The sequence below is a fragment of the Pelagibacterium sp. genome, from assembly GCF_048264985.1.
Classification (GTDB): domain Bacteria; phylum Pseudomonadota; class Alphaproteobacteria; order Rhizobiales; family Devosiaceae; genus Pelagibacterium.
In genome coordinates this window covers 64,527-83,298 of record NZ_JBLXCL010000002.1, presented here as the reverse complement: position 1 = coordinate 83,298, position 18,772 = coordinate 64,527, and the positions used below count along the sequence as shown (strand labels likewise).

Sequence of the window (18,772 nt, the reverse complement as noted above, 5' to 3'; positions counted from 1 at the left end):
CGCCGTCATACGGACAAACTGAACCCGATATCGCCTGGACCGATATCAATTAAGGCGCAGGTTTTGTTGTATGACAGTGAGCATTTCCTGGACCGAAGCAAACTCCACGGCGATGCCATCGGAGAAGTGTCGCACGACGCGGGCGCGCATGCGACCAAGCGATATCGGCGTTCCAAGGGCCGGGCGCACTTCGATTTCGACAGCGGCACCAGAAAGCGAAATGTCGGTAATCTTGCAATTGTACCTTCGGCCATCTTCGAGAACGATCGAGGAGTGGCGTATATCGGGAACCACACGCTCATGGCGGCGGTCTTCGGGAAGGTTGAGGATATCTTTGTTAGCCAGCCAGGTCAGCTGGGCGGCCATCTTGTCGCGTCGCCGGGGCGAGGCGACGACATTCATGTGAAATCCACCGTCGATCAGCGCGAGAATTGTTCCTTCAACGCGGCCTAGGTGATCGACATAGATAATGACCTTCTCCCCGACAACACCGGAGACCGGAGCGATGACCATCGCGTCGCCGGGGGACATTTCTATGATCTGACAGGGAAATTCGCGTCGGTCCGCCAGCATGTAGCGCCCGAGTACCGAAACCTGGACGCGTTGAAAGCGGTCGTCATCATCGCGCGACAATGGATTGGTCGTCATCGACGCCCGAAGGTTCGTGTCTTCGATGAACATGTCGTCCGTCGCCCTGCTATCTGTCAGTCTATCGGACGAGTCTATCCGCGATAGCGTTAACGGACGGTAAGAATATGGGCAGGAAGCTGAGAGCTTGTCAGTTCTTTCCACCGTCGATTACGGACAGGTGGGCATAGCGTCGGGCCGAGTAGCCGGCGACGGTGGCTGGCAAGGGGGCGGATGGACCATCGTTCATTGCTGCGGCGATGTCGTCAAGCATGGCACTACGGAAGCCTTCGGAGGTCACTGTGTCCTTGTCGTCTGGCCAGATCAGCCGCAGCCCGGTGATGCGCTGGTCCACAATGGGATGGATACCCAGCCAATAGGGGGCGTCGAGTGCCGAGAGACCGCCAAGTATGCGCGATGTCGTGACGCCATTGTGCCGCAGCGGAAACAAAGCGAGCTCGAATGAGAGTTTTTCGCCGCGTTCGGTATTGCCTTCAAAGGTGACCAAGGCGACAGCATGATCCTCGGTTACGGCACGCATCAATGTCTCGAGCGCATCGTGATCGCGTACTGACCAAAGGGCAGAGAAGGGGCGGGATTTGAGTTCGCGGCAGTAAGAGGCGCAAATGTGAGACCCTGCGAGGCGGAAATTGAAATCCATTCCGTCGCCCGATTCGAGAATGAAGGTATGGGCCAGCGCATCGCGAATCCGTGTAGGATCGATGTCCCGGCGCTCGGGGGTAGAGCGTGCGCCGCGGATTTCGTTCCAATAGGAGTATAGCGTTTTTGTTGAGCGCTGTTGCATGCCGGCAGACCTTAACAATACCATGCGGTGGCTCTTGATGAGCTCCCGCCAAGACAACGCCATATTGCCAAATCGGCTGCTCAAAAGCGCTCTTAAACAATCATTAAGGTTAATTTCCACCGCGTTGGTGTGGATAAGCTGCCAAGCCGTTACAAACCCGCTGCAAAACAAGGGAAATCCCGATGGCCGATACGCCGCAACAGACACCGCGCGAGCCCATTTTTAACGTTCCGCGCGTCGTCGTGGTGTTGATCGGGCTGATGTGGGCGATCCATATCGCCGCCGATATCGGCCTTGATGAATATGGCCTTGGCAATCTGCGAATCTGGCTGGCCTACATTCCCGACCGACTCACCAACAGTGCTCAGTGGCCGGGCGGGGCGCTCCCCTTGCTCTGGACGGGCTTTACGCACGCTTTCCTCCATGTCGACTACATGCATCTGCTGGTAAATACAGCCTGGCTGATGGTCTTTGCGACCCCTGTAGGGCGGCGCTATGGCGCGTTTGGCGTGCTGGTCGTGTTTTTGCTCGGCGCATTGGCAGGAGCGGTCGTTCAGACCGTTGCGCTGACGGTCTCGATCAACCAGTTTGCGATTCTGCTCGGGGCGTCGGGCGGAGTGTCAGCGCTGACCGGAGCGGCAATGCGATTTATCTTCGAGCCGATTGTGGTTGGCCGAAATCCTGAAAACGGCGAACCTGTGGCCCTAGGGCGCCGTACGGCTTCGCTGGCAGGCGTGTTCCGCAATCCACGTAGCCGTGCATTCGTGCTGTTTTGGTTAGGACTAAACCTTTTGATCGGGTTTGCGCCGCTCATCCTTGGCACCAATGTCGCAATTGCCTGGGAGGCGCATGTCGGCGGTTTTGTCGCTGGACTGCTCCTGCCTTCGGTGCTGGACCGTTTTTCACGCCAGCATCAGCGCCTATAGACCGCCTTTGGGTCGAACAGCTGCGCTTCGCCCGTATCGGAGAGTTTGACGTCGACGCCGGTCATTTCGACGCGACGGTAAAAGCAGGTTTTGCGGCCGGTATGACAAGCAGCGCCGTGCCCGGTTTGCCTTACAACAACAAGAAGCGCGTCCTGGTCGCAATCGGTGCGCAGTTCCACGAGTTCCTGAAGCTCGCCTGACGTTTCACCTTTTTTCCAGAGTTTGCCACGCGAACGCGACCAATAGGTCGCGTGACCTGATCGCAGGGTTTCGGTGATGGCATCGGCGTTCATGTGCGCAACCATGAGCACTTGATTGGTGCCCGCCTCGACAGTCACGGCAGTGACTAGTCCATTGGCGTCGAATCTAGGGGCGAAAATCGGACCTGTTTCGAGATCGGATTTTGAAAGGGCGCTTGGGTCGGGAAATTGTGTCATGGCGCGGTCTTAAACCAAGCCCGCGCCTTGGGGAAGACTTCACCGCCCGGCGCGGATCAGGGCGAAAAATCTGTCTTGTTCCTGCCGATCCTCGGCAAAAACCCCGGTGAACCGATGGGTCACGGTGGACGAGCCGTGCTTTTTGATGCCGCGCATGGACATGCACATGTGCTCGGCTTCGAGCATCACGGCGGCGCCGCGCGGATTAATCGCCTCGTTTATCGCTTCGATGATCTGGGCCGTCAGGTTTTCCTGAGTCTGCAACCGCTTGGCAAAGACGTCGGTGACGCGCGCCAGCTTGGACAGGCCCACAACACCATCATGGGGCAGATACGCAATATGGGCCTTGCCCATGAAGGGGACCATGTGGTGTTCGCAGTGGGAATTGAACGGGATGTCGCGAACCAGCACGATGTCGTCATAGCCACCGACCTCGGTAAAAGTCGTTTCAAGTACAGCTTTGGCGTCTTCCTCATATCCCGCGTAGAACTCACGATAGGCATCGGCAACGCGGCGCGGCGTATCGATGAGTCCTTCGCGCTCTGGGTTATCTCCAGCCCAGGCAATCAGAGTGCGCACGGCAGCCTCTGCTTCCTCGCGGGAGGGGCGCTCGATCACCCGATCCAGTGCAGTCTGAACAGGCTTGGGCTTGACGTTCATGTCCATAAAGGGTGTCCCCTTGATAATCGACGGGCGCTAGTGCCTCTGTTACGTCGATGGATTGGGTTTGGACCAATTGGATTTGCAGCCCACGACGTCGCTCCTTATATAGGCGGAGCATGTCAGTCGACAAGAAAACAGATTGGCAATTTTGAGTGAACAACAGGGTCTGACCACCCACAATCGGACCAGATAATGGAATTTTCCGATCTTTACAGTGCACGGATTCTGGAAATTGCCGGCGCGGCGAGGCAAATGCCGCGACTCGAAAACCCCGATGCAACTGCACGAAAAGTCTCTCGCGTGTGCGGATCTTCGGTGGAAATCGATATCGGGCTCAATGACGGGCGCGTAACGGCCTATGGCGCGACGATAAATGCCTGTGCGCTTGGGCAGACCAGCGCTGCCATCGTCGCCGAGCAGATTGTGGGCTCGACCCCGGACGAGCTGCGCGCCCTTCGTCATCGCATGACGGCCATGTTGCGAGCAGAGGGGGCGCCGCCGCAGGGTAAATGGGATGATCTGAAATATCTCGAACCTGTGCGCGCCTTTCCAGCCCGGCAGGCGTCAACGCTGCTGGTTTTTGATGCTGTGGTCGAGGCTCTGGACAAGGCCGGGGTGTGATGGGCCGGCTATTGGCTATTATCGATTGGCCCTTCAAATGGACGGCCTATGTGCTTATTCAGGCTTACCGATACACACTGTCGGCAATAGTGGGCCGTAATTGCCGGCATGCGCCGAGCTGTTCCGAATTCACGCGCGACGCAATTCTAAAGCATGGTTTCTGGCCGGGCGGGTGGATGGGGGCAGGGCGCATCTGGCGCTGCCGGCCAGGTGGCACGCACGGATACGATCCCGTGCCCAAAGCTAGGCCGGAAAGGGCGCGCTGGTACCTGCCGTGGCGGTATGCGCGCTGGAGAGGGGGTGACCTCGGTGGCCATACTTAGGGGATCTTGTCTGTGTGGAGCCGTGGGCTATCAGGTGGACGATGCGTTTCACGCCGCATTCAACTGCCATTGTTCGCGCTGTCGCAGGGCAACTGGTGCTGCATTCAAGCCGATGGCGGCCATAGCATTCGATAAGATAACGCTGACCAGCGAAGCCGTCAGCCTGCTGATCTACGGCACGCCGCCTGGTTCACACGACATCCATTGCCGCCATTGCGGGTCCTTCCTCTATTCGTTCATCGCTGAAAACGGCAACGGGCATGTGGCGATGGGCACGCTCATCGATAAGCCGTCCATTCGTCCGATGTTTCATATGTTCGTGGGCTCCAAAGCCCCCTGGCACGAGATCACCGACGACCTTCCGCAGTTTGAAGCGTTTCCGTCCTGAGCCGATAAGGGCTGGAATTGATGCTCAATCGTGCTAATCAAACCGCCTTGCGTGCGGCTGTCGCGCGCAATCATTTAATGATTTCATGGAGACTTACGATGATTAAGGTGACGTTCCCCGATGGTGCAGTGCGTGATTACGCATTGGGCACCACCGGGACCACCATCGTCGAAGGCATCTCCAAATCGCTTGCTAAGAAAACCGTCGCTATGCGCTGGAACGGCGAGCTGGCTGACCTTTCGAGCGTGCTTGAGGCTGATGGTCGTATCGAGTTTGTCCTGCGTGACGACGACGCTGCACTCGAATTGATCCGTCACGACGCTGCCCACGTTTTGGCCGAAGCGGTGCAGGAACTCTGGCCCGACACCCAGGTCACGATCGGCCCGGTTATCGAGAACGGGTTCTATTACGACTTCTATCGTGCCGAGCCGTTTTCGGAGGATGATCTGCGGTCCATCGAGAAAAAGATGGAAGAAATCATCGATCGCGGCGCAGAGTTTACCCGCGAGGTGTGGGATCGCGACGAGGCCAAGAAGGTGTTCGGCGCCAAGGGCGAGCAGTTCAAGGTCGAGCTGATCGATGCCATTCCTGCGGACCAACAGGTCAAAATATACAAGCAGGGGCAGTGGTTCGATCTCTGCCGTGGTCCGCATATGCGCACCACCAAGGATGTCGGTAAGGCCTTCAAGCTGACCAAGGTGGCCGGCGCGTATTGGCGTGGCGATTCCAATCGGGAAGTGCTGAGCCGCATTTATGGCACTGCCTGGGCGTCCAAGGATCAGCTCGAAGCTCATCTGCACATGATTGAGGAGGCCGAAAAGCGCGATCACCGCAAGATCGGCCAGGAAATGGATCTTTATCATTTCCAGCATGAGGCGCAGGGCTCGGTGTTCTGGCACCCCAAGGGTTTTGTCATGTACAATCAGATGGAGGAATATATTCGCCGCCGTCTGAATGCCTCCGGCTACAAGGAAATCAAGACGCCACAGCTGCTCGACAACAAGCTCTGGGAAAAATCAGGTCACTGGGGCAAGTTCCGTGAGAACATGTTCGTAGTGCCTGACGAGACGCCTTCGACAGAGGGCGATCAGCCTGAAATTTCAGCCGATGCTAATCTTCTGGCGCTCAAGCCGATGAATTGCCCGGCCCACGTCCAGGTCTTCAACCAAGGTATCAAGTCTTACCGTGATCTGCCTTTGCGGCTTGCTGAATTTGGCTGTTGCCATCGTAATGAAGCGCATGGAGCCCTTCATGGACTGATGCGCGTGCGACAGATGACCCAAGACGATGCGCACGTCTTCTGCAGGGTTGATCAGATTCAGGCAGAAACCGAGAATTTCTGTGCGCTGCTGGATTCGGTCTATGAGGATATGGGCTTTACCGAGGTCAAGATTCTGCTTGCCACGCGTCCAGAAACCCGTGCGGGTGATGACAGTGTCTGGGATCTTGCTGAGAAGAGCCTGGGCGATGCGCTCAAGGCGACCGGACGTGGTTTCGAGATCGCCGAAGGCGAGGGGGCCTTTTATGGTCCCAAGCTCGAATTCCATCTCAAGGACGCTATTGGCCGTTCGTGGCAGTGTGGCACTTTACAGCTTGATTTCGTGATGCCCGAGCGTCTGGACGCTTCCTATGTAGCCGAAGATGGCGGACGCCAGCGCCCGGTCATGTTGCATAGGGCGATCCTTGGGTCGCTTGAGAGGTTCCTGGGCATGATGATCGAAAGCTATGCGGGGCGTATGCCGCTCTGGTTGGCACCAGTTCAGGTCGTGGTCGCAACCATCGTTTCCGATGCTGATGACTATGCTCGCGAGGTCGTTGCAGATCTGCGGGCTCAAGGCATCCGTGCCGAAATCGATACGCGCAACGAATCGATCAATTACAAGGTGCGTGAGCACTCGGTGGGCCGGGTGCCCTTTATCTTTGTGGCCGGTCGCCGGGAGGCCGAGGAAAAGACGGTTTCGATCCGGCAATTGGGCAGCCAGGGCCAGACTGTTACTCCGGTCGCAGAGGCTATTGCCGACCTGGTCGGGCAGGTAACGCCCCCTGATCTTAAGCGCAAAGTCGTCTGATCCTGTTTGGGCCGCGCATCGCGCGGCCCTTTCTATATCTCCATGCTCAATATGGCGTCATACAGTCGGGAACGGCTAGCTTGCATGGACGCAAGGGACCCAAGCGACGAAGTTTGGGCACGGTTCAAATACGCGGAAGTGCGTCAGGGAATAGCTTTCGCTCCAATTGGAGCAAGTCGCGATGATCAATATACAGTTGTCAGGATCTCGACTTCACGCGGGCTGCCCGCCGTAACTTCGAATTCGCGATTATAGACATTCTCGCCAAGCTTGGCCAAAGCCAAGTAGTCGCCCTCGGCCAGCACAGTGGCCGGAAATGCCCCGATATCGGCGAATATCGTCTCGCCCTGCGGGGTCTTGATCGTCCATTCGACATCGGCGATGGCTTCTCCGCCCTCTTCGGAGACAAGGCGCAAGGCCACTTGGGCTGCCTTCTGATAAAGTGTTGCTTCGGTGATCTGGCCCGGTTCTACTCGTAGCTCGGAGCGCACGACGGCATTTATCGACCCAAAACGCGAAGTGATGGAATAAATGCCGGCATTGAGGTGGATGAGTTCATCAGGGGGCACGTTTTCGGCAACCGTCACGCGTCCGTTAGGACCATTTGTGAAAATGTCGAAGCGCAACAGATCACTCGGAATCGGTACGTCGCCCGAGATCATGGCAGAAAGTCTTAACCCGCCGACCTCGAACACAATGGTATGGGTGTTGGGGCCAGGCTCGACAAACATTGTGTCGCTGGCCTGCGCGCGGCCATAGGCAACGTGCATTATGTATTCACCGGGCGGAAGGCTCAGCGTTGCAGTCGCCTCTTCGGATTTGGCAACCAGCACCAATTCGCCGGTTTCATCAGTGCGCGTATCGAATATGCGCCAAACCAGCCCATCGGGAATGAAGGGGCCATCATCTGTCAGTCGTGCTGAGAGGGTAACTGGTTGAGGATCGGTTATCCCCGAGAAATCGGGTCGATCCGGGCCGGTATCCGCGCCGTCAATCGTGGTGTCCGGTCCGACTTCTTCGTTCGAATCGCCGGGCCGCTCTTCGCCGCCGAATGCTTGGGGGCGCGGTGGCGGTGTTGGCGCGACAAGCGATTCGTCGATTTCCTGACCTAGGGCCGGCATGGCGCACAGTGCCAGAACAAAAACCAAAAGCAGAGATCGAAGGCGCATCAAACCACTCTTTACCGAATACTCCTCGCCAGCGATCACTCCGATAGGCTTGGATTGGGGAAAAGCTGTGTCATAAGGGAGCGCGATGAGCAAGTTGGGAGCTGACTATCTATCATGACTGTGAATACCGCCCTGCGCGACTATCTGTTGACCCGCCGTACAGTGACCGCACCTTTCCTGTCCGAACCGGCACCTTCGCCTGAACATCTCGAAGAGATGCTGACAATCGCATGTCGCGTCCCCGATCATGGTAAACTCGCACCCTGGCGGTTTATTGTCTATGAGGGGGAAGCGCGTCGAATGGCCGGCGACCGGCTCTACGAGATTGCCAAGGCCAAATGGCCGGAGCGCGGGGAGGAGCAGCTTGAAATCGAGCGCAAGCACTTCCTGCCGGCTCCGATTACGATCGGCGTGATTTCAACAGCAGTGCCGCATTTCAAAATCCCCGAGTTCGAGCAGCTGCTCGCCGCCGGTAATGCTGCTTTCAATCTCTGCCATGCCGCCAACGCGCTCGGCTATGGCGCCCATTGGGTGACGCGCTGGTTTGCCTATGATGATCAAGCCTCGGCCGCGCTAGGCGCGCAGGCGGGTGAGCGTTTCGTCGCGTTCGTTCATATCGGCACTGCACAAACCCGGCTCGATGATCGGGATCGGCCAGATCCTGAAGCATTGACGACATATTGGCATGGTTAACCGACGGTTAACCGCTGTAGGGTTTCATTAACTTCGAGATGTCTTGAGTCGGATTTTATGGCTTCCCCGATTTCCAACGTGCCGCAACCTATTGCCTATGCTCTTGATCGGGCGGGCGCGCGCAATGGCGTGGATTTCGATTACCTGCTGCAGACGGCGATCCGGGAAAGCAGCCTTAATCCCAGCGCCAAGGCACAAACGTCTTCTGCTACCGGCCTTTTCCAATTCATCGAGAGCACATGGCTCGAGGTGATGAAAGATGAAGGGCCGCGTCTGGGTTACCAGGATTTCTCCGACCACATCCAGGAGCAACAGGGCGAGTTCTTTGTGGCGAACCCTGCGGTGCGCGAACAGATTCTCGAGCTGCGCAATGATCCCCAGGTCGCTTCGGATATGGCTGCGGCGTTTACCCGCCGCAACGGCGATTTTCTTATGGGTAAGTTCGGACGCATGCCGAGCCCAGGTGAACTTTACATCGCTCACTTTCTCGGGCCGAGCGGCGCCGAGCGTTTCTTTGAGCTCGGGTTGCAAGACCCCAACGCTGACGCTGCTGCCGCCTTTCCGCGTCCTGCTGCTGCGAACCCTTCCATCTTTTATGAAAATGGTCGCCCGCGCAGTGTACGGGAGGTTTATGAGGCCTTGGTGGCGCGGCATTCAGGTACTGGCAATGCCGCATTCGCCGCGCAACAAATGGCAAGCCAACAGCCCTTGCCGTCGCGGGTCGAAATCGACTCTGCCCCACAGATCCCGCCGGGAGTGTCCTTTACCTCGCTTTTCGCCACAGAAGCGCAATCCTCGGTGTCGGCTCCCGTCCAGACACCGACAGCGGTTCCTGGCAGGGCGCTGTTCAGCGGCTTTTATTCAGGAGAATAATCCCAATGGCCATTGGCCGCTTATGGTGAACCAAAACTTAAACCTTGCCGGCTAGTTTGGGCCACAAGAATGTTTTGGGGATGCGTATGGTCGCCTATCAGCGTTATGTGCAACTTTCGCAATCGCACAACAGCGAGGAGCGAGGGCAGGCGGCTCATTTGGCTGCCATGGCCTATTTGGGGCATCGTGGGCCGGCGGACGAGCAGGCAGCGCTTTATGCTGCGCTGATGAACTTTCTTGATGATCCATCGGTCAAGGTGCGCGCCGCACTGGCTTATGGTTTGTTGCATTCAGAACATGCGCCGCGCCCGATCATGTTGTCTCTGGCGCAGGATGCTCCTGTTATTTCGCGCGCAGTTGTACAATTTTCACCGGTGCTGCTTGATGCCGATCTCATGGGCGTCATTCGCTCGGGAGAACCAGAAATGCTGGCTGTGATGACGGCGCGCGATACGCTGAGTCAACGCGTAGCGTTGGCTTTGACGCGTCTGGGGGATCCCGACTTGTGCATCCGCGTGCTGTTGCGCACCGACATTGCGCTACCTGAAGATGACCTCATTATGCTGGCGGAAAAATGGGGTGAAGATGCAAAAGTTCGTGGCGCGCTGCTCAAGCGACGCGATCTGCCGGGCATTGCAAGGTTGCGTCTTGTCGAATGTGTGCGGCAGGCACTTATCGGTCTGCGGGTCGTGAAGGGCGCAGTTCAGCCGCGTCGTCTTGAGCGGTTGATGCGCGACGCATGCGATAGCGCAACCACGGCGATCGGTGAACGTGAAGCGGGGCGGGGAGCCAGGGGCTATGTCGCCGCTATGTCCGACGGCGAAAAGATCAATGCCCGGCTTATGCTTCATGCAATGGTTCATGGGCATGTCTTGTTTTTTGCAGACGCGCTGTCGCATCTTTCTGCAACCCCTCGCGCGAAGGTTTTCACTATTCTCGACAGCGGCAGCCGAGCGGCCCTGCATGCTGTGTTCAGCCGATGCGGGTTTACACCGGCTGTGCGCAATCTATTGGCCCGCTTGGTGGCTCATGCGCGGCAGGCAGACCTGGCCGATGATGTCGCGGCGCGGCACTACGTTGTATCGCTGCTGATCGAAGAATTGATCGCCGAGAATGACGGCGTCATTCCGCCAGCGCTGGAAGAGTCGTTTGCCTATCTCAACGAGCAGAACATCGCTTTGGCTCGCAGCGCTGCGCGCGGCGTGATGCCTGCCTTTGCTGCAGAGGCGCCCGACGAAATTATGATGCCAGATTTGCGCGAGGAACGACTGGCGCTGCCGGCGGCCTGATCGGGTCAGTATCGAAACTGTTCGATGAGAACCCGCTCGTCAAGGCTGTGGCCTGGATCGAAAAGCAGGGTTGCCGAGTGGCGGCGATCTTCATGGACCTGCACTTCGACGACGTTGTCGAATTCTACGTTGTCAGCGACTGCGCTTACTGGACGTTTGCCGTTTTCCTGTGTCCTGAACGTTATGTTTGCGCGGTTCGACAGGATCGCGCCGCGCCATCGGCGAGGTCGAAATGGGGAAATCGGTGTCAGTGCTAACAGGGGCGCCGTGATTGGCAGGATCGGGCCATGTGCTGAAAGATTGTATGCTGTCGACCCGGCAGGCGTTGCGACGATAATGCCGTCGCAGATCAACTCTTCCAACCGAACTTCGCCATCTATGGCAATGCGGATCTTGGCTGCCTGATAGGATGACCGATAGAGCGAAACTTCGTTCAAAGCGAGGGCCTCGGAAACCTTGCCGTCGGCATCTGTGACCCGCATGGTTAGGGGGTGGATGCGTGTCGGCATTGCCGCTCGTAGACGAACGTCCAGCGCTTCGGCACTGTATTCGTTCATCAAGAAGCCGATCGTCCCGAAATTCATGCCATAGACCGGCAAATTGCGGTCCATGACCCTATGCAGGGTTTCGAGCATTAATCCATCGCCGCCCAAGGCAACGACAATTGAAGCGTTTTCTATGCCAGCGTCGCCGTGGCGGTCTATCAGCTCTTTTCGTGCAGCGTTCGCCTCGGGTGTGTCTGAAGAGACAAAGGCAACCTTGCCATCGGTGTAGAGCGCCAAGGTTATCCTCCGCAGAAAAGTATTCTTAAGTCTTGCCTGGACCTAGCATGACGGGCCCGGTCAGCCAATCGGATTGGATCGATTGCCAATCTGCCGAATTGACCATGCCAAATAGCCGATTGCCGCACCGATGGCGATCAGTTGCAAACCAACAAATATGGCGATCAGCCATGGGGCGGCAGTCTCGAGATTAATAATAAGAATAATCGAGAGCACGACGCCAAGCACCCCACTAAGCAAGACCCAGAGCCAGCCAATAATGGGGCGGATGGTCAAGGCCCAGACAACCTTGGAAACGCCCTCGATCATGAAAAACACCACGAGCAATACACCAAATGTCATAAGCGACTGGCCCGGATTGCGCAGGATCAGGAAGCCGATCAATAACGCAAGCACCGCTGAAATAAGCTGAAGCCAGACATAAGGTGTCTGGCGGGCAGGAATCAGGCCGATGGCCTGGAGAACACCGCTTGCAATCAGCAGCCATCCGATTGCTCCGACCACCGCTTCATCCGAAAAAACTGGAGATATGATCGAGAGGAATCCTGCCAGAACAAGCAGGCCGGACTGCGCGAGGTAGAGCAGGGAAAACCGTCGAACGCCGTCGCGCATTGCCTGGCGATACAACTCTGCCGCAGCGTCCATCGATATGGTCATTTCAACTGCTCCCTCCGACTACTGGGTAGAGACTATCTCATTCAGGACAAAAGGGAAATTGATTGTGCCGGCTAAACTCGGCGACCACTGAGTTAGCGCGCCGCGTACGAAGCGTTGTCAGCCAGAGTTGGCGGGCGAGCTGAAGATTACTCTTATGCGGCCTGGAGGCGAAACAATGACAGTCGCGCCAGGGCGGACTGTCAGATTGTGAACTTTGGCAATTTCCCGGGCCCGTTGCACAATAAATGCGAACGAGTCTCACAGCCGGATCAGGATGGAATTTCTGGGAAACGCAGCCAATGGCGCGGAGCGCACGACGGCTATGAAATGGTGCCGGCAGCAGGACTTGAACCCGCGACCCTCTGATTACAAATCAGATGCTCTACCAACTGAGCTATACCGGCAACGGAGCGGTTGCTAGCACCAGTTTTGCGCAGATGCAAGGATCAAGGTGCGCTCTTTCCATGAGATTTGTTGCTTTATCCTCCGTCGCGGCGTTACCCAGTACAATCAACGCATATTGAGGACCTCTCCGCACATGGCCAAGCCCAAACTGTTTGAGCCGATTACAATCGGCAAAACCACTCTGGCGAACAGGATCGTCATTGCACCGATGTGCCAGTACTCGGCTGAAAATGGCGAGATGAACGACTGGCACCTTATACATCTTGGTCAACTGGCGATGTCGGGAGCGGCATTGCTGACGATCGAGGCAACCGCCGTCAAACCTGAGGGCCGGATCACATATGGCGATGTTGGCCTTTATGATGACGCAACAGAAGCCGCAATGAAGCGCGTTTTGGACGGCATCCGGCGGTGGTCCGATATGCCAATTTCGGTTCAATTGGCCCATGCCGGCCGAAAGGCGAGCTGCGAAGTGCCATGGAAGGGCGGGGGGCAGCTTCCGCCAAATCACGCTAATGGCTGGCAGACTGAAGCACCATCAGCGGTTGGCTTTCTCGAAAGCGACAACGATCCTATTGCTCTCGATGAAACAGGGCTTGCGCGAATTCGCGATGCTTTCGCCGATGCGGCGCGACGGTCAGACCGATTAGGGCTAAATGCAATTCAGATTCACGCCGCCCATGGCTACCTACTGCATGAGTTTCTCTCGCCGATTTCTAACCGACGGGACGACAAGTATGGCGGATCGTTGGAAAATCGCATGCGGTTTCCACTTGAAGTCTTCCATGCAGTGCGTGCTGCTTTTTCGGCGGATAAGCCGGTCACCGTTCGCGTTTCGGGAACCGATTGGGTGGATGGTGGCTGGGATGGCGAGCAGACAGTTGCCTTTGCGAAGGCTCTCGAGGCAAGTGGGTGCTCGGCCATCCATATATCGAGTGGCGGGGTGAGCACGGAACAAAAGATTCCCGTAGGCCCGAACTATCAAGTGCCTTTGGCCAGACTGGTCAAACAGGCTGTGTCCATGCCCGTTGTGGCCGTCGGTCTGATTACTGAGGCTGAGCAGGCCGAAGCCATCGTTTCAACCGGCGATGCGGACATGATCGCCGTAGCGCGTGCTGTGCTTTACGACCCGCACTGGCCCTGGCACGTTGCTGCGACCCTGGGCGGCCAGGTCAAAGCACCGCCTCAGTACCTACGATCGCAGCCTCGCCAATATTCTGATCTCTTTCTTACGGAGTGAGTCTACCCGGACGAACGGCGCGCCAGCGGCAGCGACGCGCGGTTTGCAAACGTCCTGTCAATTTCGGTTAGAGTTTTCATCATCAGGCCACGATAGATCGGCTCGCCAGCGTCTGCGATGCGCTCGATCGGCGGTATGCCACGCATCCGTCCCATCAGTGACGCTGCTGCCCCATCGGCTATAGCTGGCGCCATCAGATCATAGGCTGCCGTGCCCGGACCCAGCAGGATCACCTTGTCGATGTCAACGATGGATATCAGGCCACTGATTCCGTGACCGATTGCATTGCCTGCGGCAGCAAAGGCACGCTGGGCGCCGCGGTCGCCTTGCCGGGCACGGGAGATGATCCTTTGAAAATCGGAAGGCGGAACGGCGTTGGCGGGCGCTGCGTGCTCGGGCACAGAATATGCGGCGCGCAATATTGCGTAGTCAGCGGCATAGGCCTCTACGCAGCCTCGCGCACCGCAACGGCAAAGGGCGCCACCAGGCATATGGATCATGTGGCCGAACTCGGTTGCAAGACCAGCATTAGGGCTTGAAGCAGTTGGCATGGTCAGCCCCATCCCAATCGTCGATCCCAGATAGATCGTTGCAATGCTTGATTGGGAAAGGGCAGGGTCCAGCCATTGCATGCCATCTGCCATCAACCGGCCCCGCTTGAACAGCCGGGCTGTCAATCCGAGGCGATCGTGGACTGCAGAAACGATGTCATGGCCGCCCAGATGGGAGATGGGCGACCAAGTCAGTCCATTGCCAGCATTGTCCAGAATGCCCTGAACTGAAATAGATACCCCATGAAGAGCACTGGCGATGTCGGGGTTGCGCTCGATCATTTGCCCAATGCGCTCGATGAACCATGTGGCTGGAGCAGTTTCGGAGAACAGGGCAGGGCCGACCCTTGTCTCAACACGATCGATCAGCACGCCGCCATAGTCCAGAAGCGAAGTGCGGCAACGATTGACGTCGAGCTCGATGAGCAACACGAAACCCGCACAACGATTGTGCACAAGTTGAACTGCCGGGCGTCCGCGTGCCTTTGTGCCAGTCTGAGGCTCTGCGAGCTCTGTGACGATTCCATCGCCGACGAGATCTGCGGCAATGGCTGTGAGAGTGGCGTTGGACAGCCCGGTCAACACGGCAACCTGCGAACGCGACACCGGACCATGACGCCGCAATGTGTCCAGTACCAGCAACCGATTCTGCCGCCGGATCATTTCTGTGTCCGCAACGCCCTGCGCCAAAGGGGCCTCCCATATATGCCGCCAAAGGGTCTTCTATGAGGTGGTGTGCGCGGTTGCACGCATTTTCCCAAGCCAGCAAAACGAAGTTGACACAGCAATACCCGCGTGCCAATTATTTTTTCGGGTATTGAAAAATATCTGGAGCGGACGCCTGAGGAGGTGCGCCGCTGGAGGTATATCCCTTTCAATGTGGTTGGGCGGACAACTGTCCGTAGGAGGAAAATCATGAAAACATTCGCAGCTGCCCTTTTGGGCACGACGGTTCTTTTTGGGCTGGCTGGGGGCGCGTTTGCGCAGGACATTACAGTCGGCGTTTCGTGGTCAAATTTTCAGGAAGAGCGCTGGAAAACTGACGAGGCGGCTATTCAAGCCCAGCTTGACGAGATGGGTGCGAGCTATATTTCCGCCGATGCCCAGTCTTCTGCATCAAAGCAGCTTACCGATATCGAAAGCCTCATCGCGCAGGGCGCCGATGCGCTAATCGTCCTTGCTCAGGATACCGACGCCATTCAGCCTGCTATCGCTGCGGCTGTGGCCGAAGGCATTCCGGTTATCGGCTATGACCGCCTGATAGAAAATAGCGATGCATTTTACATTACCTTCGACAATAAGGGCGTAGGTCGTCTGCAGGCTGAATCGGTCTTTGCCGTTCAGCCGACCGGGAACTATGTTTTCATCAAAGGGTCAAGCACCGATCCCAATGCAGACTTCCTTCATGAAGGGCAGTTGGAAGTCCTTCAGGATGCGCTGGATGCCGGTGATATCGTAAATGTCGGCGAGGCCTACACAGATGGCTGGCTTCCAGAAAATGCCCAGGCAAACATGGAGCAGTTCCTGACCGCCAATAACAACGAAGTCGACGCGGTTGTGGCATCCAATGACGGTACTGCTGGCGGTGCCATTGCTGCGCTTTCTGCACAGGGACTTGATGGCGCAGTGCCTGTTTCTGGACAGGATGGCGATCATGCTGCGCTAAATCGTATTGCGCTGGGCACGCAGACCGTTTCGGTCTGGAAGGATAGTCGCGAACTTGGTGCGAAAGCGGCCGAGATTGCGGTTGAGCTTGCGGGCGGCGCTGCCCTTACCGACATCGAAGGCTCGGTCATGTTTGATGGTGGCCCGAACAGCGTCGAGATGACTTCCCTGTTCCTCGCTCCTGTTGCCATCACTCAGGACAACCTCAATGTCGTTATCGATGCGGGTTGGGTGAGCAAGGATGTTGTCTGTCAAGGTGTCGCCGCGGGTTCGGTCGCAGCTTGCGATTGATCGGCATCATTGAATTTTGATCCGCGGTCGCGGCGCTGTTGAGGCGCCGCGACCCGTTCCTTCCGGAACCAGCCTTTTGGGGGAAAGAATGGCAGACCAGAACGCCATGTCATCTTCGTCGAAAACATCATCGTCCGGTCTTGTGTTGGGCAATCCTATCCAGCGTTTCATGAGCGCGACCGAAATCGATACGCGCCTTCTGGGCATGATCGGCGCCTTGCTGCTGATTTGGATCGGCTTTCACTTCATGTCGGGCGGTCTGTTCATGACGCCCCGCAATCTGTGGAACCTGTCGGTTCAAACAGCCTCAATATCGATCATGGCGACAGGCATGGTGCTCGTCATCGTAACGCGAAATATCGATCTCTCGGTGGGGTCGCTGCTTGGTGTTATCGCTATGGTCATGGGGGTCACCCAGACGGAGTATCTCCCTGCACTTCTCGGCTTCGGTCACCCGCTGATCTGGGCTATTACGCTTGCCGTAGGGATTGCATGTGGGCTGGCCATCGGCGCCTTGCAGGGAGCGATAATTGCCTATCTGAAGGTGCCGGCGTTTATCGTGACGCTAGGGGGGTACCTTGTCTGGCGTGGTGCAGCCTGGTGGGTGACATCTGGGCGCACGGTTGCGCCGCTCGATACAAAGTTCCGTCTGATGGGCGGGGGGCCAGAAGGCGCTGTGGGGTATACAACGAGCTGGGTTCTGGCGATCGTTGCCTGTCTCGCCATAGGGGCATATCTGATCTATGCGCGCCAGCAGCGGCGGCGATTCAACTTTCCGCAGCGTCCGGTATGGGCCGAGGGCGTCCTTGCATTACTGGGATGCGGCGCAGTGATTGGAGCAGTGCTGGTCTTCAATGCCTATCCCTGGCCAATCCGGATTGCCGAGAACTTTGCCAACGCCAATAACATTGCTGTGCCGGAAGGGGGCCTGTTCATTGCGCACGGCATTGCAATTCCAGTGCTTATAGCTGTGGGCGCCGGCGTGGTTATGACCTTTATCGCGACGCGCACCCGGTTTGGACGCTATGTGTTTGCCATGGGCGGTAGCCCAGAGGCTGCCGAGCTGGCTGGGATCAATACGCGGTGGGTCACCGTCAAGATCTTCATGCTGATGGGCGCGCTCTGCGCAATAGCAGCCTCTATCTCATCGGCTCGGCTCAATGCCGCAACTAACGCCATGGGTACGCTCGACGAGCTCTATGTCATTGCCGCGGCGGTGATCGGTGGGACGTCGCTCTCTGGCGGTGTCGGCACAATTGTCGGCGCTATGATTGGTGCACTCGTTATGCAGTCGCTTCAGTCCGGCATGGTGCTGATGGGGCTCGATAGCCCCCTTCAGTCGATTGTGGTCGGCATCGTCCTCGTGGTCGCTGTCTGGCTCGACACGCTATACCGCAATCGCGGGCAGTAAGGATTTGAATCGATGAACCAACACGTGACAACTCCGCTCGTCGAGCTCGAAGATATCTCCATTGCGTTTGGTGGCATTCGCGCCGTCGATGGTGCCTCCATCGATCTCTACCCGGGCGAAGTGGTGGGATTGCTGGGGCACAATGGTGCGGGAAAATCGACGCTCATAAAGATTTTGTCTGGCGCTTATAAACGTGACTCAGGCGCCATTCGCATCGATGGGCAAAGTGCAACGATTAACAATCCGCGTGATGCCAAAGGATATGGCATCGAGACGATCTATCAGACACTTGCCGTGGCCGATAACGTCGATGCTGCCGCCAATTTGTTTCTTGGTCGAGAACTGACCACGGCGATTGGTACGCTCGACGATGTTGCCATGGAGGCCAAGGCCCGCGAGGTGATGGGGCGGCTCAATCCGAACTTCAGGCGTTTCAAGGAGCCGGTAAAGGCCCTTTCGGGCGGGCAGCGACAATCAGTAGCGATCGCACGGGCGATCCTTTTCAATGCACGCATTTTGATCATGGACGAGCCGACGGCGGCGTTAGGTCCGCAAGAGACCACGCAGGTTGGTGATCTCATCAAACAACTGAAGTCTGAAGGAATCGGGATTTTCCTGATCAGCCACGATATCCATGACGTTTTCGATCTTGCCGACCGGGTTTGCGTGATGAAAAACGGCCAGGTTGTGGGCACCGCCAAAACGGCCGAGGTGACCAAGGACGAGGTGCTCGGAATGATCATTCTGGGCAAGTGCCCGCCCGGTGCGACGCCAGGGCCGGGGGCGATGAGGGAGTAGAAATTGGCGGGCGCTTCGGCGCCCGCAGACATTTTCAAACGTTGCCCTTTGCGTCGAGGCTATGTCATTTTCGTTGCAACACAGAATCA

The 18,772-nt window shown here is 57.2% G+C and carries 20 protein-coding genes and 1 tRNA gene; 12 read left to right on the top strand and 9 right to left on the bottom strand.

The features are described 5' to 3' along the window. Nucleotides 1–45: 45 nt before the first annotated feature. Nucleotides 46–681, bottom strand: a complete 636-nt coding sequence (locus ACN0TA_RS09705; RefSeq protein WP_417582285.1) for a PilZ domain-containing protein — start codon at nucleotides 679–681, stop codon at nucleotides 46–48. Between the two features lie 97 nt (nucleotides 682–778). Further along, entirely contained in the window at nucleotides 779–1,456 is a 678-nt protein-coding gene (locus ACN0TA_RS09700; protein ID WP_417582283.1) for a PAS domain-containing protein, read from the bottom strand. A 158-nt stretch (nucleotides 1,457–1,614) separates the two neighbouring features. On the opposite strand from ACN0TA_RS09700, the gene ACN0TA_RS09695 reads away from it, so the two are divergent. Beyond that, complete coding sequence (locus tag ACN0TA_RS09695; RefSeq protein ID WP_417582281.1) at nucleotides 1,615–2,358, top strand: rhomboid family intramembrane serine protease; 744 nt, start codon at nucleotides 1,615–1,617, stop codon at nucleotides 2,356–2,358. On the opposite strand, the gene hisI is transcribed toward ACN0TA_RS09695, so the two are convergent. After that, nucleotides 2,346–2,795 carry a phosphoribosyl-AMP cyclohydrolase gene (gene hisI, locus ACN0TA_RS09690; protein ID WP_417582279.1) on the bottom strand — a complete coding sequence of 150 codons (450 nt, stop codon included), beginning with the start codon at nucleotides 2,793–2,795 and terminating at the stop codon, nucleotides 2,346–2,348. The genes ACN0TA_RS09695 and hisI overlap by 13 nt on opposite strands. Nucleotides 2,796–2,834: 39 nt before the next feature. Next, nucleotides 2,835–3,461, bottom strand: a complete 627-nt coding sequence (gene folE / locus ACN0TA_RS09685; RefSeq protein WP_417582277.1) for a GTP cyclohydrolase I FolE — start codon at nucleotides 3,459–3,461, stop codon at nucleotides 2,835–2,837. A gap of 189 nt (nucleotides 3,462–3,650) precedes the next feature. On the opposite strand from folE, the gene ACN0TA_RS09680 reads away from it, so the two are divergent. The 4 genes from ACN0TA_RS09680 to thrS all read left to right on the top strand — a co-directional run bounded on the left by ACN0TA_RS09680 (nucleotide 3,651) and on the right by thrS (nucleotide 6,859). Further along, complete coding sequence (locus ACN0TA_RS09680) at nucleotides 3,651–4,079, top strand: iron-sulfur cluster assembly scaffold protein (RefSeq protein ID WP_417582275.1); 429 nt, start codon at nucleotides 3,651–3,653, stop codon at nucleotides 4,077–4,079. Beyond that, nucleotides 4,079–4,402, top strand: a complete 324-nt coding sequence (yidD, locus tag ACN0TA_RS09675; RefSeq protein WP_417582273.1) for a membrane protein insertion efficiency factor YidD — start codon at nucleotides 4,079–4,081, stop codon at nucleotides 4,400–4,402. The genes ACN0TA_RS09680 and yidD overlap by 1 nt, the downstream gene beginning before the upstream one ends. After that, nucleotides 4,362–4,790, top strand: a complete 429-nt coding sequence (locus ACN0TA_RS09670; protein ID WP_417582271.1) for a GFA family protein — start codon at nucleotides 4,362–4,364, stop codon at nucleotides 4,788–4,790. Before yidD ends, ACN0TA_RS09670 begins: the two co-directional genes overlap by 41 nt. 98 nt (nucleotides 4,791–4,888) lie before the next feature. Then, the gene (gene thrS / locus ACN0TA_RS09665; protein ID WP_417582269.1) at nucleotides 4,889–6,859 is read left to right on the top strand and encodes a threonine--tRNA ligase; all 1,971 of its coding nucleotides are present in this window, start codon (nucleotides 4,889–4,891) and stop codon (nucleotides 6,857–6,859) included. 185 nt (nucleotides 6,860–7,044) lie between these two features. On the opposite strand, the gene ACN0TA_RS09660 is transcribed toward thrS, so the two are convergent. Continuing rightward, nucleotides 7,045–8,028, bottom strand: coding sequence for a hypothetical protein (locus tag ACN0TA_RS09660; protein ID WP_417582267.1), 984 nt, complete (start codon nucleotides 8,026–8,028; stop codon nucleotides 7,045–7,047). Nucleotides 8,029–8,142: 114 nt separating this feature from the next. On the opposite strand from ACN0TA_RS09660, the gene ACN0TA_RS09655 reads away from it, so the two are divergent. The 3 genes from ACN0TA_RS09655 (at nucleotide 8,143) to ACN0TA_RS09645 (ending at nucleotide 10,883) form a co-directional block, all read left to right on the top strand. Beyond that, on the top strand, nucleotides 8,143–8,721 hold the full coding sequence (locus ACN0TA_RS09655; protein ID WP_417582265.1) for a nitroreductase: 579 nt from the start codon (nucleotides 8,143–8,145) through the stop codon (nucleotides 8,719–8,721). A 57-nt stretch (nucleotides 8,722–8,778) separates the two neighbouring features. After that, nucleotides 8,779–9,594, top strand: coding sequence for a transglycosylase SLT domain-containing protein (locus tag ACN0TA_RS09650; RefSeq protein WP_417582263.1), 816 nt, complete (start codon nucleotides 8,779–8,781; stop codon nucleotides 9,592–9,594). Between the two features lie 86 nt (nucleotides 9,595–9,680). Continuing rightward, a complete protein-coding gene (locus tag ACN0TA_RS09645; protein ID WP_417582261.1) occupies nucleotides 9,681–10,883 on the top strand; it encodes a DUF2336 domain-containing protein in 1,203 nt (400 codons plus the stop codon). A gap of 5 nt (nucleotides 10,884–10,888) precedes the next feature. Here ACN0TA_RS09645 and ACN0TA_RS09640 read toward each other — a convergent pair whose 3' ends face one another. The 3 genes from ACN0TA_RS09640 to ACN0TA_RS09630 all read right to left on the bottom strand — a co-directional run bounded on the left by ACN0TA_RS09640 (nucleotide 10,889) and on the right by ACN0TA_RS09630 (nucleotide 12,726). Continuing rightward, nucleotides 10,889–11,665: an NAD kinase gene (locus tag ACN0TA_RS09640; protein WP_417582259.1), complete on the bottom strand. Its 777-nt coding sequence runs from the start codon at nucleotides 11,663–11,665 to the stop codon at nucleotides 10,889–10,891. 60 nt (nucleotides 11,666–11,725) lie between these two features. Then, entirely contained in the window at nucleotides 11,726–12,322 is a 597-nt protein-coding gene (locus ACN0TA_RS09635) for an HdeD family acid-resistance protein (protein WP_417582257.1), read from the bottom strand. A 328-nt stretch (nucleotides 12,323–12,650) separates the two neighbouring features. Beyond that, nucleotides 12,651–12,726, bottom strand: a tRNA-Thr gene (locus ACN0TA_RS09630). Nucleotides 12,727–12,860: 134 nt separating this feature from the next. On the opposite strand from ACN0TA_RS09630, the gene ACN0TA_RS09625 reads away from it, so the two are divergent. Next, nucleotides 12,861–13,967, top strand: a complete 1,107-nt coding sequence (locus ACN0TA_RS09625; protein WP_417582255.1) for an NADH:flavin oxidoreductase/NADH oxidase — start codon at nucleotides 12,861–12,863, stop codon at nucleotides 13,965–13,967. Nucleotides 13,968–13,969: 2 nt separating this feature from the next. On the opposite strand, the gene ACN0TA_RS09620 is transcribed toward ACN0TA_RS09625, so the two are convergent. Next, nucleotides 13,970–15,181 carry an ROK family transcriptional regulator gene (locus ACN0TA_RS09620; protein ID WP_417582253.1) on the bottom strand — a complete coding sequence of 404 codons (1,212 nt, stop codon included), beginning with the start codon at nucleotides 15,179–15,181 and terminating at the stop codon, nucleotides 13,970–13,972. 252 nt (nucleotides 15,182–15,433) lie between these two features. On the opposite strand from ACN0TA_RS09620, the gene xylF reads away from it, so the two are divergent. The 3 genes from xylF to ACN0TA_RS09605 all read left to right on the top strand — a co-directional run bounded on the left by xylF (nucleotide 15,434) and on the right by ACN0TA_RS09605 (nucleotide 18,683). Then, entirely contained in the window at nucleotides 15,434–16,474 is a 1,041-nt protein-coding gene (gene xylF, locus ACN0TA_RS09615; protein ID WP_417582251.1) for a D-xylose ABC transporter substrate-binding protein, read from the top strand. 88 nt (nucleotides 16,475–16,562) lie between these two features. Next, nucleotides 16,563–17,885: a sugar ABC transporter permease gene (locus ACN0TA_RS09610; protein WP_417582249.1), complete on the top strand. Its 1,323-nt coding sequence runs from the start codon at nucleotides 16,563–16,565 to the stop codon at nucleotides 17,883–17,885. A gap of 12 nt (nucleotides 17,886–17,897) precedes the next feature. After that, nucleotides 17,898–18,683 (top strand): ATP-binding cassette domain-containing protein, encoded by a 786-nt coding sequence (locus ACN0TA_RS09605; RefSeq protein ID WP_417582247.1) that lies wholly within the window; start codon nucleotides 17,898–17,900, stop codon nucleotides 18,681–18,683. The last annotated feature ends 89 nt before the right edge of the window (nucleotides 18,684–18,772 follow it).